We start from the raw sequence: 22245 nt of genomic DNA, 5'->3' as shown, positions 1-22245 counted from the left end.
CAGAGCAGAAGTCACCAGGCGACAGGCTGCGCCAACGGCGCGGTCCCAGCTACCTGCTCGTCCTCGGCGTAGAGCTCCAGCTCCTCGGCCAACGACTGACCCGCGGCCTGCAGGATGAGCTCGAGCACGTCCTCGTAGTCCTCGTAGGTCTCATCCAGCAGCGACAGCGCGTCCGTCACAGGACCGGCGAGCAGCGCCTCACGGTCCTCGGTGCCGGCGGCCTGCAGCGCGGCCCGCACCTGCGACCACTCCTGCACCCGGTCGTGCAGGGTGTCCGGTCGGGGGGCCTCGGCCACGCTCGACAACGCCAGGTCGGCCAGGATCTTCGTCTCCCGCAGCAGCGTTGTGATCTCGATGTGCAGGTCGGGGGCGGTCAGGAACTCGAAGTCGCGGCGCAGGTCACGCGAGAGCCGCGCCCACGTCGCCTGCCGCAACGCCGGCAGCAGTTCGGCGGCGAAGACCATCGCCCAGTCCCGGTCCACAATCTCCAGGGCCTCGCCCAGGTCGATGCCATCCAGCACCGGGTCGGCCTGACCCCGCTGCCAGGACTCGATGCGCGCCTCGTCGACCGGGTCGTCGACGTCGAGCCCGGCCGCGGCGAGCACGTCGAACCAGGACCCGGTGGCCTCGTCGTACAGGCCCGACTCGGTGCACTCGATCGCGACCCGCAGCGCCCACTCCTCACCGGTCTCCGCGGTGCCGTCGCTGAACAGCTGACGCGCAGCCAGCCGCATCGGCAGCCAGAACAGCGGGTGCCGCAACGCCGAGGGGTGCACCCGGGGGAACTGCCGGCGCGGGTCGTAAGCCCCGTCGGTCGGTTCGGGCCCCTCGAGCTCGCGGTAGACCGGGATCGGCACACCGACCAGGGGAGTGGTGACCAGGTCAGCCAGGGACTGTCCCGTGGCGGCACACCAGCGCAGCCGGCGCGAGAGCACCAGGTCCTCCACGGCGTGCGGTGCGCGCACGGTCAGCAGCGATTCTCCTGGTGCTGTCAGGAACACGCACCGGTGCTGCTCTGCCATCTCTCACTCCGTCATCGGTCGGTTGTCACGGTCAACATCCAACATGCGCCGGAAAGCCAGCGCCAGCACCAGCCGCACATCTACCCCCACCGGAGGAACAAGCCCAGCCCGCCCGGGCCGGGTCAACAGGGATGGAGTACCTGGTGGTTAACCGGATGAAGGACCGCGGCGACCGCACCGAACGGGAGGCGCTGGCGCTGCTGCTGGAAACGACACCCGAGCTGCTGGTGCGCAACGCGATGCGTCAGCTCGGCGCCGGCCGCAAGGACGACATCGGCGACCTGCACGTCTTCCCCGACTGTGCCGTGCAGGTCAAGGCGTCCGTCCCGACCACGGTGACCGCCCGCTGCCGGGAGGCAGCCGTCAGCGCCCACGTGCAGGCCGGCCGGGCCCTGTTCCCGCACCACGTCGGCATGGTCAAGCTTCACAACGTCCGCAAGGGCACCAAGTGGCTGGCCACCGCCCTCACCTGGCCCACCACGATCGACCCGTTCGAGGCGAAGTCGGCCGTGGCGGTCGCGATCGCTCGCGCCCGGGACGAGTCCCTGCCGCTGACCGAACGCATCAGCCGGGTCTCTGGTCGTGGCGCCGCCCCGTACCTGGTCGGGCCCTGGGAGGCGTGGCTGGCCGCCTACCGGTCCGTCCGGGACACCGAGGCAGCCTGACCATGGCGAGCCCGCGCGAAGACACCCGCCCCGCCGAGGTCACCGGCACCCGGGCCGGTCGCGACCACCTGACCGGCGCTGAGGACGACTACGACATCGCGGTGCGGAACAACCTGCGCCGCGGACCGGAGACGGCACGTCTGCGGGCACTGCTCTCGCTTGCGCACTCCACCCTGCGGAACGCAGGCGCCGCCGAGGTCGCCAACGACCTGGCAGCTCTGAACACCCCCGGCCTGCTCGATGAAGCCCAGGCCGCCGCCGTGCGTGACCGCGTGCGCGGGGCCCTCGAGCTCTGAGCGCCCAGTCAGCGGCAGGTGCCGCACATACCCAGAAGGGAACGACTGTGAAGGACGACGCCATGACCAAGACCACCCGCGGGTTCGTGCACCTGCACGTGCACACCGAGTACAGCCCGCTGGACGGCATGGCCATCCTTGACCGGCTCGTCGATACCGCTGTCGCCGACGGTCAGCCCGCCATCGCCTGCACCGACCACGGCAGCCTCGGCGCCGCCTGGCGGCTGAACAAGCTCGCCCAGGCCGCCGGCATCAAGGCGATCATCGGCGAAGAGGTCTACATGGCCATCGGTGGCCGTGGCCCCGAGGAGCAGCGCTCCATCCGGGTGCCCGCCGATGAGGACTCCGGCGACGCGATCGACGCCGACAAGCCCACCCGCGGCGCCCACGACGAGGTCCGCACCAAGGAGCGCGGGTATGAGCACCTGACCGTCCTGGCCATCAACCAGGCCGGGTGGCGCAACCTGGTCACGATGCACAACCTGGCCCAGGACACCTACTCCACCAAGGGCCGCGGCAAGCCCCAGCCGCTGATGGACTACACGCTGCTGCGTCAGCACGCCGAGGGCATCATCATCCTGACCGGGTGCCTCGGCTCCGCCGTGCTCGGGTCCATGTCACGAGCCGTCGCCGCCGAGGCCCGAGCCGTTGCCGCACGTCAGGCCGGCCGCGAGGACATCGCCGCCAGCGAGCTCGAGACCGCGCACCGCGAACGGCAGCGCTCCCGCAACCACCTGGAGGCCGCGAAGGGGGCAGTCGGCAAGGACAACGTCTACGTCGAGGTGATGGACCACAACATCGCCGTCGAGCGCCCCGCCGTCCTCGAGCTGGTCAAGCTGGCCCGCGAGCTCGACCTGCCGCTGGTCGCCACCAACGACTCCCACTTCGTCGACGAGGACCACGACCACGCCCACGAGGCGTGGCTGGCCGTCGGCACCAAGGCCAAGCTGTCCGACACCGACCGGTTCAAGTTCCACGGGCAGGGCTACCACCTGCGCACCGAGGCCCAGATGCGGGCCCTGTTCGACGGGGCCGACTGGTGGCAGGAGGCCTGCGACAACACCGTCGCGATCGCCGAGCGTGCCGAGGCCGACGTGTTCGGGCCCACCCCCATGCGGTTGCCGTCCTTCGACGTGCGCACCAACGCCCCCGACTTCGCCGCCCAGTTCGGGCCCGACCTGGACGACAAGACCCTCTCGGAGCGTTACCTCAAGCACCTGGTCGGCATCGGCGCCCGCGAACGACGCGGCCTGGCACCGACCGACCGGCTGCCGGAAGAGGTCAACGCCCGCCTGGCCTGGGAGTTCAAGGTCATCAAGGACCTCGGCATCGCCGACTACTTCCTCAACGTGCGCGACGTCATCGAGTGGGCCCGTTCCGACCGCGGGCTGCCGACCGAGAAGCACCCACTCGGTGAGCCCGGCAAGAAGAAGCCCATCCGGGTGGGTCCCGGCCGTGGTTCGGCCGCCGGTTCGGAGGTCTCCTACGACCTGCGCATCGTCGGGGTCGCACCCATCGAGAACGGGCTGCTGTTCGAGCGGTTCCTGGACCCGCAGCGCATCGGCATGCCCGACATCGACGTCGACTTCGAGCAGGGCCGGCGCCAGGAGGTGCTCTCCTACCTGGTGCGCCGGTGGGGCTCGGAGCGGGTCGCGCAGATCGGCACCTACGGCATCGCCCGCACCAAGGCCGCCATCAACGACGCCGCCCGGGTGCTGAACCTGTCCTCGCTGGGTGACAAGCTCTCCACGCTGGTGCCGACCGAGGGTGGCACCGCGGCGTCCTTCGAGCGGCTGGCCGACGCCGACGACAAGTCCACCGAGGCGTTCCGTGCCGCCCTGCACAAGGGCGGAGAGGACGCCCAGCGCATCGTCGAGCTCGCCCACATCTTCGAGAACACCATCAAGACCCCGGGCGTGCACGCCTGCGGTGTGCTCATCTCGGATGAGCCGATGGAGTCGCTGGTCCCGCTGCGCAAGAACCGGTCCAAGACCGCCGGCCCGGACGCGCCGATGATCACCGAGTGGACCGGACCGGAGGTCGACGCCTACGGGCTGCTCAAGCTCGACGTGCTCGGCCTGCGCAACCTGGACGTGGTCTCCCACACGATGACCCTGGTCGCTGAGTGGTACCGGGAGCAGGAGCGCACCGCCGACGCCGAGGCAGTCGAGGCGTACCGCGGCGCCCTGGACGCCATCGCCCAGTCCGGCATCCCGTTCGAGCCCGACGACCTGGACCCCGGCGCCCAGGACGAGGCCACCCGCAAGGCGTTCGCGCTGTTGCGTGAGGGCCGCACCGCCGGCGTGTTCCAGATGGAGAGCGACGGTATGACGGCGCTGGCGCAGGACTCCGGACCGGAGTCGCTGGACGACCTGTCGGCCATCGCCGCCCTGTACCGGCCCGGCCCGATGGCCGAAGACATGCACAACCGGTGGGCGGCCCGCAAGCGTGGGACCGAACCGGTCGACTACTCCATCTTCACCACCGACCCCGCCGAGCAGGCCGTCATCGCCTCGGTGCTGGACGAGTCCATGGGCATTTTGGCCTTCCAGGAGCAAGCGATGAGGATGGGGGAGGTGCTCGCCGGGTTCGGCCCCATCGAGAAGAACCGCCTCCGCAAGGCGATCTCCAAGAAGATCCAGTCCGAGATCGACGCCATCGGCGAGCTCTGGATGGCCGGCGCCGTCACCGAGCAGCACGACGAGCACGGCACCCTCACCAAGATCGCCTTCCGCGCCGCGACGGCGCAGAAGGTGTGGGACTCCATCAAGGGCGCCGCCAAGTACGCGTTCAACAAGTCCCACTCCACCGCCTACGGGTTCCTGGCGTTCGTGACCGCCTACCTCAAGGCCAACTACCCGCCGGAGTTCGCCGCCGCCATCTTGGCCATCACCAAGAAGAACGAGGAGAAGCGCCTCGCGACCATCGCCTCACTGCGCGAGGAGGGCATCGAGCTGCTGCCGCCGGACATCAACCTCTCCGGCGTCGACACCCGCCCCGAGGGCGGCAACGTCCGCCTGGGCCTGTCGGAGATCAAGGGCGTGGGCGCCAACGCCGCAGCCATCATCACCGAGCGTGACGCCAACGGCCCGTTCGCCTCCCTGCATGACCTGCTGGTACGGGTCAAGGCGGCCCCTCGCGGCGCCGTCGCGGCAGATGAGAGCGACGAGGAGTCCGGTACGACCGAGGAGCCCACCACCGGTGGTGCGTCGCTACCGGTCAACGTCGTGGAGTCCCTGATCGCCTCCGGCGCGCTGGACTCCATGGGCCCGCGACTGGGTCAGCTGATGATGGCCCGCGCGTTGCGCGCCTCCCACAGCGAGCACGACCTGACAGCCCTGGTGCCCGACATGGAGTGGGGTGTGCTCGAGCGCGCCGGTCGGCAGCGCTCCCGGCTCGGCGTCATCACCGGTGAGCACCCGCTGCGCCGGTTCGGTCCGCTGCTGCGCGATCACGTCACCAAGTGGGGTGCGCCCGGCCGCGGTGTCGGCGCCGTCAACAAGGTCGAGGCCGGTTCCCTGGTCGTCATCGTGGGTCTGCTGGCCGGCTGGACGGAGAAGGCCTACCGGGGCGGACGCCGCGCGAACATCGTCATCGAGGGCACGACCATGTCCGTCGACGGTGTCATGTGGGACTCCGACCGGGAGGCGCTGGGCTTCGTCCCCGCCGTCGGGTCGCTGGTGGCCGCCCGCGCCCAGGTGCGTGTGAAGTCGGTCGAGGTCGAGCACGAGGACGGCAGCATCGAGGTGGTCGACCGCCGCGAGCTGACCTTCCGCGACCTGGAGCAGATCGAGGTCGACGACCCGCGTTCGGGTGACATCGTGCACGCCACCGAACCGCTGGACATTCCCGCCTACCGGGTCGCGCCTGCCGCGCCGTTGGTGCTGCAGCTGAACCAGGGCGTATCGCTGAGCAGCGACCTGGTGCACCGGTTGCAGCCCGGCTGGGTGGAGACGCTGACCACCCTGCTGACGATCCCGGAGGCCCCGGAGCGCATGGGAGCCGAGCCGCTGGTCGGTGTGCTCGGGCACCGCGCCGTCGTCCTGCTCTCCGGGCAGCGCAGTCCTGCCAGCGACGAGCACCTGGTGGAGACCGTGCGCTCCTACATGGGCTCGGTCGAGCCCGAGCAGGCGTCCTGGCTGGACGTCGACGCGCTGACCACCCGTACCGAGCTGGCGGTCGCCGCCTAGTTGCGAGCCGCACATACGGAGCAGAAGACCTACCCATCCCGATGACGTTCATGACCCGAGAGGCCTCACGATGACCCACGACCCGTTCGACGACACCCACGACCAGGCAGGTGAGCTCGCCCGCCACCGCGACGGTGTGCTGGACCTCGTCGCCACCGTGGTGCTGCGCTGCGGCGGCGCCCCGCACCACACGATCGTCGCGGTGATGTTCGCCGGTGACGAGGACCTGGCCGACCACCACACGTTGGAGGTCATGGACGTCGGCCAGCTCGAGGAGGACGGCGATCCCGCCCAGGTCGTCGAGGTCGCGGCACGGTTCCTGCCGCAGCTGCGTCAGGCCGTGGCGGCCTCGCGGGCCGAGCGTATGGCGCTGGTGACCTTCGATGTCCCGGAGCCGGCGGCGAAGATCCTGACCGGTCACGCCAGCATCGGTCTGCAGCTGCCCGCTCAGCGGGTCGCGGTCGCTGACGCCGGCTGGGTCGACCTGGACAACCCCGAGGTGTTCGGGGACCTGGACGAGGTGGTGCACTCCCGTGCCGCGACCTCGGCGGTGCTGGCGGGGTTGCCGTTCCCTGCCCGGGAGTTCGAGCGGTGACCGACCTGCTGCCGTCGTGGCTGCTGCTGACCTACGTCGGCCTGCTCGGCGCGGTGGTCGGGTCCTACCTGAACGTGCTGGTCTGGCGGCTGCCGCGTGAGCAGTCCACGACCCGGCCGCGGTCGGCCTGCCCGAGCTGTGGGCATGCCATCCGCTGGTTCGACAACGTCCCGGTGCTCTCGTGGCTGGTGCTGCGTGGCCGGTGCCGCGACTGCGGTACCCGTATCAGCGTGCGCTACCCGCTGGTCGAGGCGGGGGTCGCGGTGCTGTTCGTTGCTCTGGTCGTGCTGCTGGGCCCGAGGTTGAGCGTGCTCAGCCTGCTCGCGGTGCTGGCGTTGGCCGGCGGCGGGGTGGCGATGTCGCTGATCGATCTTGAGCATCACCGGCTTCCGGACAAGCTGACCGCGGCAACGAGTGTCCTCGTCCTGCTGCCGATCGTGGCCGAGGCGCTGCTGACCGGTTCCTGGTCGCGGCTGCTGACCGCGACTGTGGCGGCGGTGGCGCTGTTCGTCCTGTACCTGGGGGCGGCGGTCGTCTACCCCGGTGGGATGGGCGGCGGGGACATCAAGCTGGCCCCTCTGCTCGGGTTCGTGCTGGGCTGGTTCGGCCTGCCTCACGCCGTGGTCGGGGCGTTCGCCCCGTTCCTTCTCGGTGTCGTTGCGGTGCTCGTGCTGGCGGTGCGTGGCCGGGTCCGCAAGGGCAGCGGGGTGCCGTTCGGCCCGTTCATGCTTGCCGGCACCTTCGCCGCCCTGCTGTGGGCGCCGGCGGTCGCGCACTGGTACCTCGAGGTGGCCGGACTGGCCTGAAAGTCCGTGGCGGGAACCTGCACGGATCGGCGCGAGTGCCGCACATATAACAAGTACGGGCATCTGTCCGTCGGAGGGTCGACGCACGACCCACAGCCAGGGCCCGCAGCGAGCGGGACGAGACAAGCAGGAGAATCACATGGCAGGTGAGACCGTCATCACGGTCGTCGGGAACATCACCGGCGACCCGGAGCTTCGCTTCACCCCCTCGGGTGCGGCGGTCGCGAACTTCACGATCGCTTCGACCCCGCGGACCTTCGACCGCGACAAGAACGAGTGGGTGGACGGCGACACGCTGTTCCTGCGCTCCTCGATCTGGCGTGAGGCTGCGGAGAACGTGGCCGAGACGCTGACCAAGGGCACCCGCGTCATCGCGCAGGGCCGCCTCGTGCAGCGCTCCTACGAGACGACCGAGGGCGAGAAGCGCACGGTCGTCGAGCTCCAGGTCGACGAGATCGGCCCGTCGCTGCGCTACGCGACGGCGAAGGTCACCCGCTCGGCCAAGGGCGGCAACGGCAACGGTGGCGGCGGCAACGGCGGCAGCGAGTCGCGCCCCGCGGCCAAGTCGGCGCCGAAGCAGTCGGCCCCGGCCGAGGACGGCGACGAGTTCTGAGTCCTCGCTGACGCACAGGGCCCTCACCTTCGGGTGGGGGCCCTTCGTCGTTCCCGGCGCATGTTGATCGGTGCACCCGGAAGGAGCTGGTCCATGAGCAAGGCGTTGCGCGCGACGATCGCGCTGGCGGTCGTGGGAGCGATCGTCTACTTCGCGATCGGTGGCATCGAGGGCCTGGATGAGCTGCGGGCCGTCATCGCGGCCCGGGTGCTCGCGGTCCCGCTGTGGGTGCCGCTGGCGGTGGTGGCGCTGCTCGTCGGCGGTGTCGCGGCCCGGCGGGCCGGCGGCCGCGGCAACGGGCAGACCGACCCGGTGCGTATGTACCCCTCGGTGATGCGGGCGCAGGTCTTCGCTCGCGCCGGCGGGCAGTGCGAGTACACCGGGTGGGCGTGGCAACGGTGCCGGGCCAAGGCCGAGCACGCCGACCACATCCTGCCGTGGTCCAAGGGCGGGGCGACCTCGCTGCAGAACGGTGCAGCCTCCTGCGCCCACCACAACACCTCCAAGGGCGCCAAGCTGCTCACCGGCCGGCAGACCCGCGCGCTCGAGCGGCGCCGTCGCCGCTACTTCCCACCGGGCACCCCGGTCAAGGCCGGGCAACGCTACGGCGAGCCCGGCATCGCCGCTCCGGCAGCTCGTGCTGCGGCCGCGGCCGTCGAGCCGGTAGTCCGACCCATGGCAGCGCCGACGGCAGCAACCGCGCCCGCCGCGTCGGCTACGGCCCCCTCGTGGGAGCGCGACACGCCCATCTGGTAGGAGCGCCACAGCACCCGTCCGGGCCTGTTGCGACCCGTTGTGCTCCAGGAGCAGCAGGTGCCGCACATCTATGGGTCATGACCAGGACCACTGAACGCCGCCGCGGTGTTGCCAAGCCGCTGCAGCCCACCCCCAAGACCGTCCCCGCTATCCCCGCGACGTCCGCGCACAGCATCGTCCCGGCCGGCACCGGGCTGCTCGACATTCCCGCGGCCGCCCAGCTGCTGAACATCCCCGAGGGGGCGCTGCGCAAGTCCGTCTCAGCGCGGCGCGTCCCCCACACCAGGCTCGGCAAGCACGTCCGGTTCGCTCCGCACCACATCGAGGCCATCGTGGCCGCCGGTGAGCAGGAGATCGTCGCTCCACCGCGCACTTCCAGCGGCACCGGACGCTCGCGCCTCTAGCCCCCGCGCGTACGCCTCTCTCCGCGACGGCCCGGTCGCACGGGCATCGCGGCGATCTCCTCGGCCGTCGGTGCCGTGGGCAGCAGCGCCCCGCGTGAGGCCGTCATCGCCTCCGCCATAGCCCGGGCCAGCACAGGGTCGTGCAGGTCGATGAGGCCGCCGTAGACGTCGTAGGTGATCTGGATGCTTGCGTGCCCCAGCATCTCCGAGACGACCTCGATGCGGACCCCCTGTGCCAGCGACCACACCACCGTGGTGTGGCGCAGCATGTGCGGGGTCACGTGCTTGTCGAGCCCGCGCCGGGCCGCCTCTCGGCGCGCCGGCGACCACCGGTCGGTGTGGAAGTCGGGGTAGCGCCACGGGTTGCCACGCGCGGTCACGAAGACGTACGCACGCCCCGGCTCACCCTCGATGTGGGTCAGCAGCCGATCGGCCACATCCCCGGTGAGCACCACGTAGCGGGATCGCTTCGACTTCGGCGGGCCGAGCCGCCACTTCACCGTCTCACCCTCGGCGGAGTTGATCGGATCCTCGTCATCTGGCGCTCGCTCGGACCATGCGCGGGTGATGTGCAGGGAGACCGAGCCATCCGGGCGTGCCACGGCGTCGCCGACTCGCAGCGCCGATACCTCACCCCAGCGCAGCCCGGTCGCCAGCATGACGTCGACCAGTAGGTGCACGTCGGTGCGCAGGCACGCCCGGAACAGCGCCCACTCCTGATGCTGGAAGAACCGCAGCTGGCGCGCGTCGCGGGAGTTCATCTCGGGCAGCTCGGTTACCTCGCACGGGTTGTCCGAGCGCAGCCCCATCTTCTTCTGCCCGTGCGCCATCACCGAGAACAGCACCCCGTGCCAGTTCTTGATGGACTTGGGCTTGTGGCCGGCGTCGAGCTCGACGTCGATCCAATCGGCGACGTCCTCGGGGACGATGTCGAGGAAGGGCAGCTTGCCGAAGACGGGACGCAGATGGGTCTCGACGCAGCGGCGGTAGCGGTGCACCGTGTAGGGCTTCACGCGGCCGCGGGCGATGCGTCGGGTCTGCTCGGTGAAGTAGCTCTCGACGACGTCGTCGAACGTCTCCTTGGCCTCGTCCTTCTCGAGGTAGCCGGCGCCCTTGACCCAGCCGCGCGGCCACATGTGGTCGGACTCCTCGACGTCCTCTTTGAAGGCCAGTGCGCGTGCCTGGCTGCTGAACGTCTCGCTCTGCCACTCGCCGTCGCGGGCGCCGCCGAGCCGCCACCGGACCCGGTAGGACGGCGCTCCGTCGGACCGTACGCGGGTCTGCAAACTTGCCATTACGCGCCCTTCCGGAGTGGCCCGGACCCCCATCGGAATCCCCCGATGGTGTGTCCATGGTGTGTCCACAGCATAGAAGCGCGGCTCACGAAGCGACGAATGCGCTGGTCAGAGGCCTGAAAATGTGTGTCCGGAGGGGGACTTGAACCCCCACGCCCGATAAAGGGCACTAGCACCTCAAGCTAGCGCGTCTGCCAATTCCGCCACCCGGACGAGTGGATGCCCCTGGCCTGGAAGGCCTCGGGACAACGCCGGAAAAGATATCACGACAACGGGGGTTTCCCCGCATGCGACGAGGCCCGCCCGGCGTGCGCCGGACGGGCCTCGATCACCGCTACCTCAGCAGATGCCGAGGACCTTGCAGAGGATCCTCGCCAGCACCTTCCCGAGGAGCTTGATCAGCTTCTCCAGAGGTGTCAGCTGGGGGTTGCCGTCACCGTCACGGTCGACGGTGATGGAGGGGGAGGTGTACGTCTCGACGTCGTCGGCGTTCTCCGGGTTGCCCAGAGCGTTCAGCACCGACAGCACGAGCACGTAGTCACCATCCGGCACCACCCGGTCGCGACCGTTGTGGTTCCGCGTGCCGTCCCAGGTGTAGGGGACGAACACGTTGGGGCCACCACCGGTACGACCGACGTGATCGGTGTCCAGGTAGTTGTAGAACCGCGGGTGGACCGGGTCGCCCCGGGTGCCGTCCTCGTTCGCCTCGTACACGTCGATGCGCACGTTGCTCGCGGGGGCGTCCAGGTGGGCGAGGATCGTCGGCACGTCGCCGTCGGCCATCGAGTAGACGTTGCCGCCCTCGACGAGATCCCAGACCCCACCCATCGTGCAGTCGACCCCCACGACGCGCTCACACTCGGTGAGCTCGGCCAGCACCGGGAACCCGTAGTCACCCGGCGTGAGCACCGGCAGCGACTGGTAGTCGCCGGCGAAGCCCGCGTACGGGATCGAGATCTGCTCCTCGCCGTCGATCAGGTAGACGTAGCCGCCGTAGTGAGCGAGGTCGAAGTCGGCGGCCGGGCTGATCGTCACGTCGAACGTCTCGGTGTGACCCGGGTTGACCGTGACGGAGGCGGGTGCCTCCACGATCGAGTCGGCATAGTAGAAGCCAGGCACGTCGACGGAGTCGCCGTCGGCCGGGTTCTGACCCATCGTGATCGCGTCCTCGTAGGCGATCTCGTACGTCACCGGTGCGGTGCCGTTGTTGGTGACCGAGATCGATGAGGTGACCGGCCCACCCTGGCTCTCGCCGAGCGACAGCTTGCTCGGCGACACAGCCGTGGAGGCCAGGATCGCGTCGTCGATGTCGAGCATGCCGGCACCCTGGTGGTTGACCGGCTCCAGCAGCCCGATCGCGGGGTTCAGCGACCATGCGGTCGGGTCGGCGGAGTTGAGCATCGCATCACGCACCTGCGCGGGCTCGGCGTCCGCGTGAGCCTGCAGGTACAGCGCTGCAGCACCCGCCACGTGCGGCGCGGACATCGAGGTGCCCGAGTTCGAGCCGTACGAGCCCTGCTCCATCGGCACCGTCGACCAGATCGAACCACCGGGCGCACCGATGTCCGGCTTGAGCGACAGGTCAGCGGCCAGACCGTAGGAGCTGAACGAGCTGATCAGCCCGCCGGTCGGGTTCGGAGCCTGCGCGGTCTGGTCGGTCCACACCATCTCGGCGCCGCCGTCGGCGACGCTGGCGGCGATCGCCAGACCGTCCTCCAGGCCGATGAAGATGACCGGGATCGTGATCTCGACCTCGCCCTCGACCGTCGGGTTCACCAGGCCGGGGACGTTGTTGTAGATGATCGCCGCGGCCGCGCCGGCCTCCTGGGCGTTGAGAGCCTTCTCGTAGAAGCTGGTCCCCACGACGCCATCCGGGCAGGCACCGCGCTGCACGAGCGCCACGGTGCCGGTCAGGTCGGCCTCGATGCCACCGCACGAGCGACCAGCATCGGTACCGGGTTCACCCGCGAGACCGACCGGGAGGCTCCCCGAGGTCGGAGGCGTCGGTGCACCCGTCGCCGGCAGGTAGACCATCAGCTGGTCGTCGACCGAGATGGCCGAACCCACCATCATCGTGTTGTCGTAGGAGGCAACACCGATGACCTTCTCGCCGACGCCCGGAGCGCCTGCCGCGAACAGCCCGAGGTCACCCTCGTTGCCGATCGAGGCGACCATCACGACACCGGCGTCGACCAGGTTGTCGCTGCCGACCGCCGTCGGGTACTGCGGCCACGAGGAGAACGCGGAGCCGATCGACTGGTTGACGACGTCCATGCCGTCGGCCAGTGCCCGCTCCATCGCGGCGAGCATGATGTCCGCCGTCGTCGAACCCGTGCAGCCGAACACCCGGTAGGCGCCGAGCTGGGCGTCCGGGGCGACACCACGGACCCCGTCCTGCGCCGGGTCGCCGCTCGCGCCCACGATGCCCGCCACGTGCGTGCCGTGGCCCTGGCAGTCGTCGGGGTCGGCGTCGGGGTGGGGGACAGGCTGCCAGTCGGCTGCGGTGTCATCGGCGTTGAAGTCGTCGCCCACGAAGTCGTAGCCGGCCACCACACGCTCGTTCGGGAAGTTCGCGGGGTCGTCAGTGCCCGAGCCGCCCAGGTCCGGGTGGTCGTAGTCGATGCCGGTGTCGATGACACCCACGCGGATGCCCTCGCCCGTGAAACCGAGCTCGCTCTGCGCGATGTCCGCCCCGGTCATGCCGAGCGCGTTCACCATGTCGGGGACCGACGGCGGCGGGCTGGTCGGTGCCTGCACCTCGAGCACCGGATAGATCGCCACGACCTCGTCGGCGTTCGTCAGCGCAGCGGCCTCGTCGTCGCTGGCGTCGATCGCCACACCGTTCCAGAGGGTGCTGAAGGTCTGCCGGATGTCGACATCGACACCGAGCGCCTCCGCAGCCTCCTCGAACGCCGTTCTGGTGCTGGCCACAGCCGTGCGGCTGCCGCCCTGCGTGGTCGGGTCGCCCTCGAGCTGCACGAACCAGGCGCCGGTGGGCGAGCTCGCTGCCGGCATGAAGGTGTCGGTGACACCACTGACGCCATGATCGGCGGTGCCTCCTAGATCGGTCACGTCCGCGTTGTCCGCGGTCGCTCCGCTCAGCGGTACCAACGTGGCTGCCAGCAGCGCGGCTGCGCTGCCGACAGAGACGGTGGCTCGTCGCGCCGGGTGGCGACGTCGTTCTCGAGCGACTCGACTCATCAAGGGGTCTCCTCTTCCTGTGACGGTGCCGGCGTCGTCGGCAAGCACCCCCCAAGAATGTAGAGGACATGTGTCCGTCATGTGAACAGCATCACGAAAGCAAATCTCAACGGTTTCGCCCAGATCGAGTCAGCCCCGGTGCCTGAGGCACCGGGGCTGACCGCGCGACGGTCGTTCGGAGGGGGGCCGACGACTCATCGCTGCTCGGCCGAGCTCATGTTCCCGAGGGGGACGGGAAAGACTCTCGACCGCCTTGCATGCTACATCGGAACGCCACGCCATCGCACGCGTGGCGGGCCGGCTGTCATCAGACACAATGACGAGGGTGAACGCTTCTTCCGAGACCCCCGCACTACCGCGACTCGACGTCGGCCTCCCTGACTTCCCGGCTCTCACGCTGCCCCAGATGCGCAGTGCGGTGCTGGCCGCGATGGCCGATCAACGGGCCCTCTGGGAGGAGGTCGCGACCGATACCGACGCGCCCACGGTGGCGACCACGCTCGAGCGGCTGGAGCGCGCCCGCGGGCCGTTGCGGCACGCCTACTGGCCGCTGTACACGCTGGCGAACTCGGCAGCCGACGACGAGATCCGCGCCCTCGAGACCGAGCTCGCGCCCATGATGACCGAGCACCGCGACGCGCTGTACCTCGACAAGCGGATCTACGCCCGCCTGGTCTCCCTGCAGGAGAACCTGCCGGCCGACGTCGAGGAGGAGACCCGGTGGCTGCTCCACCGGTACCTCGAGGACTTCCAGCGCGCCGGCATCACGCTCGACGACGACGACGCCGTGAGGCTGCGCGCCTACAACTCCGAGATCAGCCGAGGAGAGACCGCGTTCTCCCAGCGGGCGGCCGCAGGGATGGCAGCGGCCGCGGTGTCGGTCACCGACGACACCCTTCTCGAGGGGCTGAGCGAGGAGACCGTCTCCGGTCTGCGTCGCTCCGCCGCCGATCGAGGCGCCGACGGCGCCCTGGTCACCTTCATCCTCCCCACCGCCCAGCCGTTGGTCACCCAGAGCCCGCAGCGCGAGCTCCGCGCGCAGATCCACCGCTCCTCCGTCGCGCGTGGCTGGGGTGGCGATGCCGCCACCGACACCCGCGAGCTCGTGCTGCGCCTCGCCCGGCTGCGCGCCGAGCGTGCCCAGCTGCTCGGCTACCCGCACCACGCCGCCTACGTCGCCGCCGGTGGCACCGCGAGGTCCACCGAGGCCGTCAGCGCGATGCTGACCGAGCTGGCCGCGCCGGCTGCCCGCAACGCCCGCGAGGAGGCGAGCGAGCTGCAGGCGGCACTCGCCGTCGACCACCCGGGCGAGAGCCTGCAGGCCTGGGACTGGGGCTATTACGCCGACCGCGTCCGTGCGGAGAAGTACCAGGTGGATGCCGCAGCGCTGCGCCCCTACCTCGAGCTCGAGAACGTGATCCGCGACGGCGTGTTCGTCGCGGCCGAGCGGCTCTACGGGCTCACGTTCGCCGAGCGCCCCGACCTGCCCGGCTACGCCGAGGGCGTCCGCGTGTTCGAGGTGACACGAGCCGACGGCACCCCCGGCGGGCTGTTCGTGGCCGACTACTACGCGCGGGAGGGCAAGCGCGGTGGGGCCTGGATGCACTCGCTGTCGGAGCAGTCCCACCTCACCGGTGAGCTGCCCGTCGTCGTCAACAACCTCAACATCACCCAGCCCGCGGCGGGCGAGCCCACGTTGCTGACCTGGGACGAGGTCAACACCGCGTTCCACGAGTTCGGTCACGCCCTGCACGGGCTGCTCTCGAACGTCACCTATCCCTCGCTCTCGGGCACCGCCGTGCCGCGCGACTTCGTCGAGTACCCCTCGCAGGTCAACGAGATGTGGGCCACCCACCCCGAGATCCTCGCGGGCTATGCGCGCCACCACCGCACCGGCGAGCCGCTGCCGAGCGAGCTGCTGGAGGCGCTGCTGGGGTCCCAGTCCGACGGCGAGGGGTTCCGCACCACCGAGTTCCTGGCCGCCGCCCTGCTGGACCAGGCCTGGCACAGCCTGGCGCCCGACGACGTCCCGACCGATGTCGAGGACGTCCTCGCCTTCGAGGAGCGTGCCCTCGCGGCCGCCGGGGTCGCCCTGGCCGAGGTGCCGCCGCGCTACCGCACCGCCTACTTCAACCACGCCTTCGGTGGTGGATACGACGCGGGCTACTACTCCTACATCTGGAGCGAGGTGCTCGACGCGGACACGGTCGAGTGGTTCGGGACCGAGGCCGCCCGCAACGGTGACGGCGGGCTGAACCGTGAGGCCGGCGAGCGCTTCGCCGAGGCGCTGCTCTCGCGAGGGCACTCGCGCGACCCGCTCGCGTCCTATCGCGATCTGCGCGGTCGCGACGCCGACATCGCACCCTTGCTCCGCCGTCGAAAGCTGACTGTCGGCTCCGCCCCCGACCACCCCCGCACGTCGAAGGACCAGACATGACGACCCAGCTGACCCCTGAGGCAGACGCCGTCCGTATCTGCCGCGAGCTGATCCGGATCGACTCCTCCAACTACGGCGACGACTCCGGGCCGGGAGAGCGGGCCGCGGCCGAGAAGGTGATGGAGCTGCTCACCGAGGTCGGCTACGACCCCACCTACGTGGAGTCGCGCCCGACCCGAGGCAGCGTGCTGCTGCGCATCCCGGGGCTGGACAGCACGCGGCCCGCGCTGGTGGTCCACGGACACACCGACGTGGTCCCGGCGCAGGCCAGCGACTGGAAGATGGACCCGTTCGGCGGCGACGAGATGGACGGCATGATCTGGGGCCGCGGGGCCGTGGACATGAAGGACATGGACGCGATGATCCTGGCGGTGCTGCGCGACATGTCGCGCAGCGGCTGGCAGCCGGCTCGGGATCTGGTGGTGGCCTTCTTCGCCGACGAGGAGGCCGGTGGCAAGCTGGGCGCGAGCTGGGTGGTCGACAACCACGCCGAGTGGTTCGAGGGCGCCACCGAGGCGATCAGCGAGGTGGGCGGCTTCAGCGTCGAGATCGACGGTCGCCGCACCTACCTGCTGCAGACGGCGGAGAAGGGCATCGCCTGGTTGCGGCTGGTCGCCGACGGCACCGCCGGGCACGGCTCGCAGGTCAACACCGACAACGCGGTGACGCGCCTCGCCCAGGCCGTGGCCCGCATCGGCGAGCACCGGTTCGAGACCACCCTCGGCACCACGGTGACGCAGTTCCTCACCGGCGTCGCGGACCTCACCGGCAAGCGGTTCGACCCCGAGGACCCGAGCACGGTCGACGATCTCGTCGCCGCCCTCGGGCCGATGAGCAAGTTCGTCGGGTCCACGACGGCGAACTACGCCAACCCCACCCAGCTCGACGCCGGCTACAAGGCGAACGTCGTCCCAGGTCAGGCGAGCGCCGCCGTCGATGTCCGGTTCCTGCCCGGTCAGGAGGACCAGGTGATGGCGACGATCCGCGAGCTCGCGGGGGAGGGCATCCGGATCGAGGACATCCACCGCGACATCGCGCTCGAGGTCCCGTTCACGGGTGGTCTCGTGGACTCGATGGTGGCCTCGCTCGATGCCGAGGACCCGGGCGCTCGGGTACTGCCCTACATGCTCTCGGGCGGCACCGACAACAAGTCGCTGGCTCGGCTCGGCATCACCGGCTACGGGTTCGCCCCGCTGCGCCTGCCGCCTGAGCTCGACTTCGCGGGCATGTTCCACGGCGTCGACGAGCGGGTCCCGACCGAGTCGATCGAGTTCGGGGTGCGTGTGCTGCGGCGGTTCCTGCAGAGCTGCTGAGGCAGCTCAGAGGGTCGACCGCACCCGGATGATCCGGCGGCGCAACCACACCTTGCGGTGGCCGCCGACGTACAGGCACAACCGCGCCAGCTCCCACTTGCCGTACTCGGCCTCCTCGGTGAGGAGACGCCGGACGTCGTTGCGGCTGGTCGTGCGGGGGAGGGTGAGCACCTTGACCTCGTAGGCGGGCGCAGGGCGCGTGTGACTGGGACGCGACATGGCGTTCACTGTATAGGGCTGTCCACCTCGATCCGGGGACGCTACGTTTACGCACATGGCCACCGATCCGAGTGCAGCGCTCGACACGCTCATCGCTGCGTTCCGTTCCCACCTTGCTGCGGCCACGGCCGAGCACGACCCCGACGCCGACGCTGTCCTCGACGCCGCCGCCGTGCTCGCGGACGCCTTCGACGCCTACGACGAGGCGCTCTACGAGGAGACCGGTGTCGACACGCCGCTCTACCTCGACGACGACTCCGACGACGACGACGAGGACGACTTCGACGACGACGACCTCGAGGGTGACGAGGACGACAGCGACGACGAGAGCGACGACGACGACCTCGACGGTGACGAGGACGAGGACGACGAGGACGACAGCGACGAGGAGAGGTGAGCGTCAGCCCCCGGCGATGGCCTGGGTGACCTCGTCGAGCGCGCCCCGGATCTCGTCCGGGAGGTCCAGGTCGGTCGCGGCGAGCGCGCCCCGCAGCTGAGCGGGCGTCCGAGCCCCGACGACGACGCTGCTCACGCCCGGGGCGTCGCGCGCCCAGGCGAGGGCGACCTCGACCGGAGCCCGACCCAGGCCGTCAGCTGCAGTGGCCACGGCCTCGACGACGCTGCGCGCGGACGCCGTCAGGTACGGCTCGACGAAGCCCCGCAGGTGCGGTGACGCGGCGCGGGAGTCGGCGGGGACCGAGTGCCGGTACTTCGCCGACAGCACGCCGCGGCCCAGCGGGGACCAGCCGATCACGCCGACGCCGAGGGCGTCGCTGGCCGCGATCAGCTCGTGCTCGGACGAACGGTTGAGGAGCGAGATCTCGGTCTGCGTGCAGGCCAGACCCACCCCGCCGTCGAGAAGGGTCGCCATCTGGGCGACCTGCCACGCGGCATGGTTGGCGAGCCCGACGTAACGGACCTTGCCGGAGCCGACGGCGTGTGCGAGCGTGTCCGCGGTCTCGGCCACCGGGGTGCCCGGGTCGGGTGCCTGCACGAGCCAGAGGTCCAGGTGGTCGGTGCCGAGGCGCCGCAGCGTCTCGTCCAGCGAGCTGAGCAGCGCGCGGCGCGAGGCGTCCACGCGTCCGTCGGCGACACCGGACCGGGCGGCGAGGACCACGTCGTCGCGGTGAACCTCGTCACGGAGCAACGAGGAGATGATGTCGAGAGCGCCGCCGTCGGAGTAGGTGGCGGCGGTGTCGATGAGCGACCCGCCCGCGTCCAGGAACACCTTGAGCTGCTCGGCCGCCTCGTGCTCGTCGGTGTCGCGGCCCCAGGTCATCGTGCCCAGTCCCACTGCCGACACGCGCAACCCGGTACGCCCCAACCGCCTCAGCTCCATGCCCAGCAGGTTAGTGCTCGCCCTCGGGTCGGCTGGGCAGCGGCTACCGTTGCGTCCCGTGTCATTCTTCGATGCGGTGATCCTCGGTCTCCTTCAGGGCCTGACCGAGTTCCTCCCGATCTCCTCGAGCGCACACCTGCGGATCGTCGGCGACCTGCTGGGGGCCGACCCGGGCGCGTCATTCACGGCGATCACGCAGATCGGTACCGAGGCGGCGGTGGTGCTGTACTTCCGACGCGACATCGCGCGGATCATCAGCCGCTGGGCGAAGTCGCTGCCGATGGGTCCCTGGGCCAAGCAGGTGCCCACCACGGACCCGGACGCCCGGATGGGCTGGTACGTGATCGTCGGGTCGATCCCGATCGTGCTGCTCGGGCTGCTGTTCCAGGACGCGATCGAGCACGCCCTGCGCAACCTGTGGATCACCGCGGCGGTCCTCGCCGGGTTCGCGCTGATCCTCGGCTGGGCCGACAAGATCGGCGCGAAGAAGAAGGCGCTCCGCGAGCTGACCCTGCGCGACGGCATCCTGTTCGGCCTGGCGCAGTCGCTCGCCCTGATCCCGGGGGTGTCGCGCTCGGGCGGCACGATCACGATGGGGCTGCTGCTCGGCTACACGCGGACCGCCGCGGCCCGGTACTCGTTCCTGCTCGCGATCCCCGCGGTGCTCGGCTCCGGGTTCTACCAGCTCTTCAAGAGCGGTTTCACCGGCGGCGAGGCCGGCCTGGGCGCGACGTTGGTGGCGACGCTGGTCGCGTTCGTCGTCGGCTACGTCGTGATCATCGCGTTCCTCAAGATCGTCGAGAACTACTCCTACTGGGGCTTCGTCTGGTACCGGATCGCACTCGCCGCGTTGGTCGTGGTGCTGCTGGTCACCGGCACGCTGCAGGCGCTGCCACCCGCGTGACGACCTGACCTCGGAGCCGGTTAGGCTCGTGCCGTGCAGAGCTGGAATTCCCCCGAGGTCCCCGAGATCGAGGGCACGGGCGACGTTCCCCGTCTCCATGACACCGCCTCCGGGGAGCTGCTGGCGCTGGCCGGCTCCGATGGTCGGGCGGGGCTCTACGTCTGCGGCATCACGCCGTACGACTCGACCCATCTGGGGCACGCGGCCACCTACGTGGCCTTCGACACGCTCAACCGCGCCTGGCGCGACCACGGCCTGAAGGTCACGTACGTGCAGAACGTCACAGACGTCGACGACCCGTTGCTCGACCGCGCGAAGGAGACCGGTGTCGAGTGGCGCGACCTCGCCGAGGCGGAGATCGCGAAGTTCCGTGGCGACATGGAAGCACTGCGCGTGATCCCGCCCGACCACTACGTCAGCGTCGTCGACTCGATCGGGCTCATCGCCGCTGCCGTGACCGAGATGCTGCGCACCGGTTCCGCCTACGTGGTGGGTGACGACGTCTACGCCGATCTGTCCGCCGACACCCTCATCGGCAGCATCGGCCACCTCGACGACGCGCAGATGGACGAGCTGTTCGCCGAGCGCGGGGGAGACCCGGACACCCCCGGGAAGCGGCACCCTCGCGACCCGCTGCTGTGGCGGGGCCGCCGCGACGGCGAGCCCTCCTGGCCAGGCGGTGACCTCGGCGAGGGGCGGCCCGGCTGGCACATCGAGTGCGCCGCGATCGCCAAGGACAACCTCGGCATCCCGTTCACCGTGCAGGGTGGCGGCTACGACCTCGTCTACCCGCACCACGAGATGTCCACCTCGCACCTGCGCGAGGTCACGGGACGCCAGCACCCGGCCGAGGCGTTCGTGCACACCGGGCTGGTCGGGTACCAGGGCCACAAGATGAGCAAGTCGCGCGGGAACCTCGTGTTCGTCAGCCAGCTGGCGCAGGACGGCGTCCCCGCCGATGTGGTTCGCCTCACCCTGCTCGCCCAGCACTACCGCACGGACTGGGAGTACACGACCCCGCAGCTCTACGCGGCAGCGCGTCGCTGGCAGCGGTGGCAGGACGCCGCGCACCTGGCGCGGGACGTCGACGAGACCGAGACGATCGCCGCCCTGCGCGCAGCCATCGCCGACGACCTCGACACGCCCCGAGCCCTCGCCGTCGTCGACGCCTGGGCCGGCCGGCCTCGCCGTGGCCGTGCCGTCATCGGCGCCGTCTCCGCGCTGCTGGGCATCGAGATCTAGACACCGGGGCGCCGCCACCGTGGCCCCCCGCTGAGGCTTCGCCCCAGATCCCGCGAGCCGGTAGCCCACCCGCCCGCGTGCTGCTCTAGCTGGTCTCGCCGCGGCGCCGCAGGTAGCGCTCGAACTCGCGGGCGATCGCCTCGCCGCTGGCCTCGGGGAGGTCCACGGTGTCCTTCGCCTCCTCGAGCTGACGCACGTACTCGGCGATCTCGGGATCCTCCGCGGCGAGCTCGTCCACCCCGCGCTGCCAGGCCTCGGCATCCTCGGCCAGCTCACCCGTGGGCACCGGCTCGCCGAGGATCTCCTCGAGCGCGGACAGCAGCGCCAGCGTGGCCTTGGGCGAGGGGGGCTGCGCCACGTAGTGGGGGACGGCGGCCCACACCGACAGGGTGTGCATGCCCCGCTCTGCGGCGAGGTGACCCAGCACGCCCACGATGCCCGTCGGACCCTCGTAGTCGCTGCCCTCGACACCCAGCAGCGCCTGCACCTGCGGGTCGTCCGAGCTGGTCTGCACCGGGATCGGGCGGGTGTGCGGCGCATCGGCCAGCAGGGCGCCGACCGTCACGATCGTGCCCACCCGCAGCTCCTCGGCGGCGTCGAGCAGCTCGTTGCAGTAGGTACGCCAGCGCATCGAGGGCTCGGTGCCCTGCGCCAGCACCACGCTGCGACCCAGCTGCGGGCTGAGCGCGACCGACACCGTGGTCACCGGCCACTCGAGCCTGCGGTTGCCATCGGCATCACGGCTCTGGATCGGCCGGTTGACCTGGAAGTCGTGGTACGGCTCAGGGTCGAGCGAGCGCACCTCGCGCGCACGCCAGGCCTCGCCGAGGGTCGCGACAGCCGACGACGCGGCCGAGCCGGCATCGTTCCAGCCCTCGAAGGCGGCGATCATCATCGCCGGAGGGAGATCGGGACGCTCTGCAGCGTGACGAGGTGTGGTCACCCCTC

General features: G+C 70.4%; 19 protein-coding genes and 1 tRNA gene. 13 read left to right on the top strand and 7 right to left on the bottom strand.

What is annotated here, in order from left to right; translation table 11 throughout:
- Positions 1-11 precede the first annotated feature (11 nt).
- Positions 12-1022: a hypothetical protein gene (locus tag GPA03_RS04675; protein ID WP_156250785.1), complete on the bottom strand. Its 1011-nt coding sequence runs from the start codon at positions 1020-1022 to the stop codon at positions 12-14.
- Positions 1023-1165: 143 nt separating this feature from the next.
- Here GPA03_RS04675 and GPA03_RS04670 point away from each other — a divergent pair, with 143 nt between their 5' ends.
- The 8 genes from GPA03_RS04670 to GPA03_RS04635 all read left to right on the top strand — a co-directional run bounded on the left by GPA03_RS04670 (position 1166) and on the right by GPA03_RS04635 (position 9347).
- Positions 1166-1687 carry a hypothetical protein gene (locus tag GPA03_RS04670; RefSeq protein ID WP_156250784.1) on the top strand — a complete coding sequence of 174 codons (522 nt, stop codon included), beginning with the start codon at positions 1166-1168 and terminating at the stop codon, positions 1685-1687.
- A gap of 2 nt (positions 1688-1689) precedes the next feature.
- On the top strand, positions 1690-1983 hold the full coding sequence (locus GPA03_RS04665) for a hypothetical protein (protein WP_156250783.1): 294 nt from the start codon (positions 1690-1692) through the stop codon (positions 1981-1983).
- A 62-nt stretch (positions 1984-2045) separates the two neighbouring features.
- On the top strand, positions 2046-6173 hold the full coding sequence (gene dnaE / locus GPA03_RS04660; RefSeq protein ID WP_156250782.1) for a DNA polymerase III subunit alpha: 4128 nt from the start codon (positions 2046-2048) through the stop codon (positions 6171-6173).
- A 70-nt stretch (positions 6174-6243) separates the two neighbouring features.
- Positions 6244-6768 (top strand): hypothetical protein, encoded by a 525-nt coding sequence (locus GPA03_RS04655; RefSeq protein ID WP_156250781.1) that lies wholly within the window; start codon positions 6244-6246, stop codon positions 6766-6768.
- Complete coding sequence (locus tag GPA03_RS04650; protein WP_241681090.1) at positions 6765-7574, top strand: prepilin peptidase; 810 nt, start codon at positions 6765-6767, stop codon at positions 7572-7574. The genes GPA03_RS04655 and GPA03_RS04650 overlap by 4 nt, the downstream gene beginning before the upstream one ends.
- 139 nt (positions 7575-7713) lie before the next feature.
- Positions 7714-8187: a single-stranded DNA-binding protein gene (locus GPA03_RS04645; protein WP_156250780.1), complete on the top strand. Its 474-nt coding sequence runs from the start codon at positions 7714-7716 to the stop codon at positions 8185-8187.
- 93 nt (positions 8188-8280) lie between these two features.
- Complete coding sequence (locus GPA03_RS04640; RefSeq protein ID WP_162458257.1) at positions 8281-8943, top strand: HNH endonuclease; 663 nt, start codon at positions 8281-8283, stop codon at positions 8941-8943.
- A 77-nt stretch (positions 8944-9020) separates the two neighbouring features.
- Positions 9021-9347, top strand: coding sequence for a helix-turn-helix domain-containing protein (locus GPA03_RS04635; protein WP_206673444.1), 327 nt, complete (start codon positions 9021-9023; stop codon positions 9345-9347).
- Here the strand turns inward: GPA03_RS04635 and GPA03_RS04630 are convergent.
- From GPA03_RS04630 to GPA03_RS22980, 3 genes are all read right to left on the bottom strand, one after another.
- Positions 9344-10642 (bottom strand): tyrosine-type recombinase/integrase, encoded by a 1299-nt coding sequence (locus tag GPA03_RS04630; protein ID WP_162458256.1) that lies wholly within the window; start codon positions 10640-10642, stop codon positions 9344-9346. The genes GPA03_RS04635 and GPA03_RS04630 overlap by 4 nt on opposite strands.
- 127 nt (positions 10643-10769) lie before the next feature.
- A tRNA-Leu gene (locus tag GPA03_RS04625) sits at positions 10770-10855 on the bottom strand.
- A gap of 126 nt (positions 10856-10981) precedes the next feature.
- Complete coding sequence (locus GPA03_RS22980) at positions 10982-13843, bottom strand: S8 family serine peptidase (RefSeq protein WP_162458255.1); 2862 nt, start codon at positions 13841-13843, stop codon at positions 10982-10984.
- A gap of 316 nt (positions 13844-14159) precedes the next feature.
- Here GPA03_RS22980 and GPA03_RS04615 point away from each other — a divergent pair, with 316 nt between their 5' ends.
- The gene (locus GPA03_RS04615) at positions 14160-16280 is read left to right on the top strand and encodes a M3 family metallopeptidase (RefSeq protein ID WP_156250776.1); all 2121 of its coding nucleotides are present in this window, start codon (positions 14160-14162) and stop codon (positions 16278-16280) included.
- Complete coding sequence (locus GPA03_RS04610; RefSeq protein WP_156250775.1) at positions 16277-17593, top strand: M20/M25/M40 family metallo-hydrolase; 1317 nt, start codon at positions 16277-16279, stop codon at positions 17591-17593. Before GPA03_RS04615 ends, GPA03_RS04610 begins: the two co-directional genes overlap by 4 nt.
- 6 nt (positions 17594-17599) lie before the next feature.
- Here GPA03_RS04610 and GPA03_RS04605 read toward each other — a convergent pair whose 3' ends face one another.
- Positions 17600-17812 carry a DUF5703 family protein gene (locus GPA03_RS04605; protein ID WP_156250774.1) on the bottom strand — a complete coding sequence of 71 codons (213 nt, stop codon included), beginning with the start codon at positions 17810-17812 and terminating at the stop codon, positions 17600-17602.
- A gap of 55 nt (positions 17813-17867) precedes the next feature.
- On the opposite strand from GPA03_RS04605, the gene GPA03_RS04600 reads away from it, so the two are divergent.
- The gene (locus GPA03_RS04600) at positions 17868-18209 is read left to right on the top strand and encodes a DNA primase (RefSeq protein WP_156250773.1); all 342 of its coding nucleotides are present in this window, start codon (positions 17868-17870) and stop codon (positions 18207-18209) included.
- A gap of 3 nt (positions 18210-18212) precedes the next feature.
- Here the strand turns inward: GPA03_RS04600 and GPA03_RS04595 are convergent, their stop codons facing one another.
- Complete coding sequence (locus GPA03_RS04595; protein WP_156250772.1) at positions 18213-19151, bottom strand: aldo/keto reductase; 939 nt, start codon at positions 19149-19151, stop codon at positions 18213-18215.
- A 58-nt stretch (positions 19152-19209) separates the two neighbouring features.
- On the opposite strand from GPA03_RS04595, the gene GPA03_RS04590 reads away from it, so the two are divergent.
- A complete protein-coding gene (locus GPA03_RS04590; RefSeq protein WP_156250771.1) occupies positions 19210-20055 on the top strand; it encodes an undecaprenyl-diphosphate phosphatase in 846 nt (281 codons plus the stop codon).
- A 33-nt stretch (positions 20056-20088) separates the two neighbouring features.
- Complete coding sequence (gene mshC, locus GPA03_RS04585; protein ID WP_156250770.1) at positions 20089-21297, top strand: cysteine--1-D-myo-inosityl 2-amino-2-deoxy-alpha-D-glucopyranoside ligase; 1209 nt, start codon at positions 20089-20091, stop codon at positions 21295-21297.
- A gap of 85 nt (positions 21298-21382) precedes the next feature.
- Here the strand turns inward: mshC and GPA03_RS04580 are convergent, their stop codons facing one another.
- A complete protein-coding gene (locus GPA03_RS04580) occupies positions 21383-22192 on the bottom strand; it encodes a PAC2 family protein (RefSeq protein WP_156251352.1) in 810 nt (269 codons plus the stop codon).
- Positions 22193-22245 lie beyond the last annotated feature (53 nt).

It is taken from the genome of Pseudactinotalea terrae (assembly GCF_009733845.1).
GTDB classification, from domain to species: Bacteria; Actinomycetota; Actinomycetes; order Actinomycetales; family Beutenbergiaceae; genus Pseudactinotalea; species Pseudactinotalea terrae.
The sequence above is the reverse complement of the archived record's forward strand: the minus strand, read 5'-3'. Positions and strand labels throughout refer to the sequence as shown.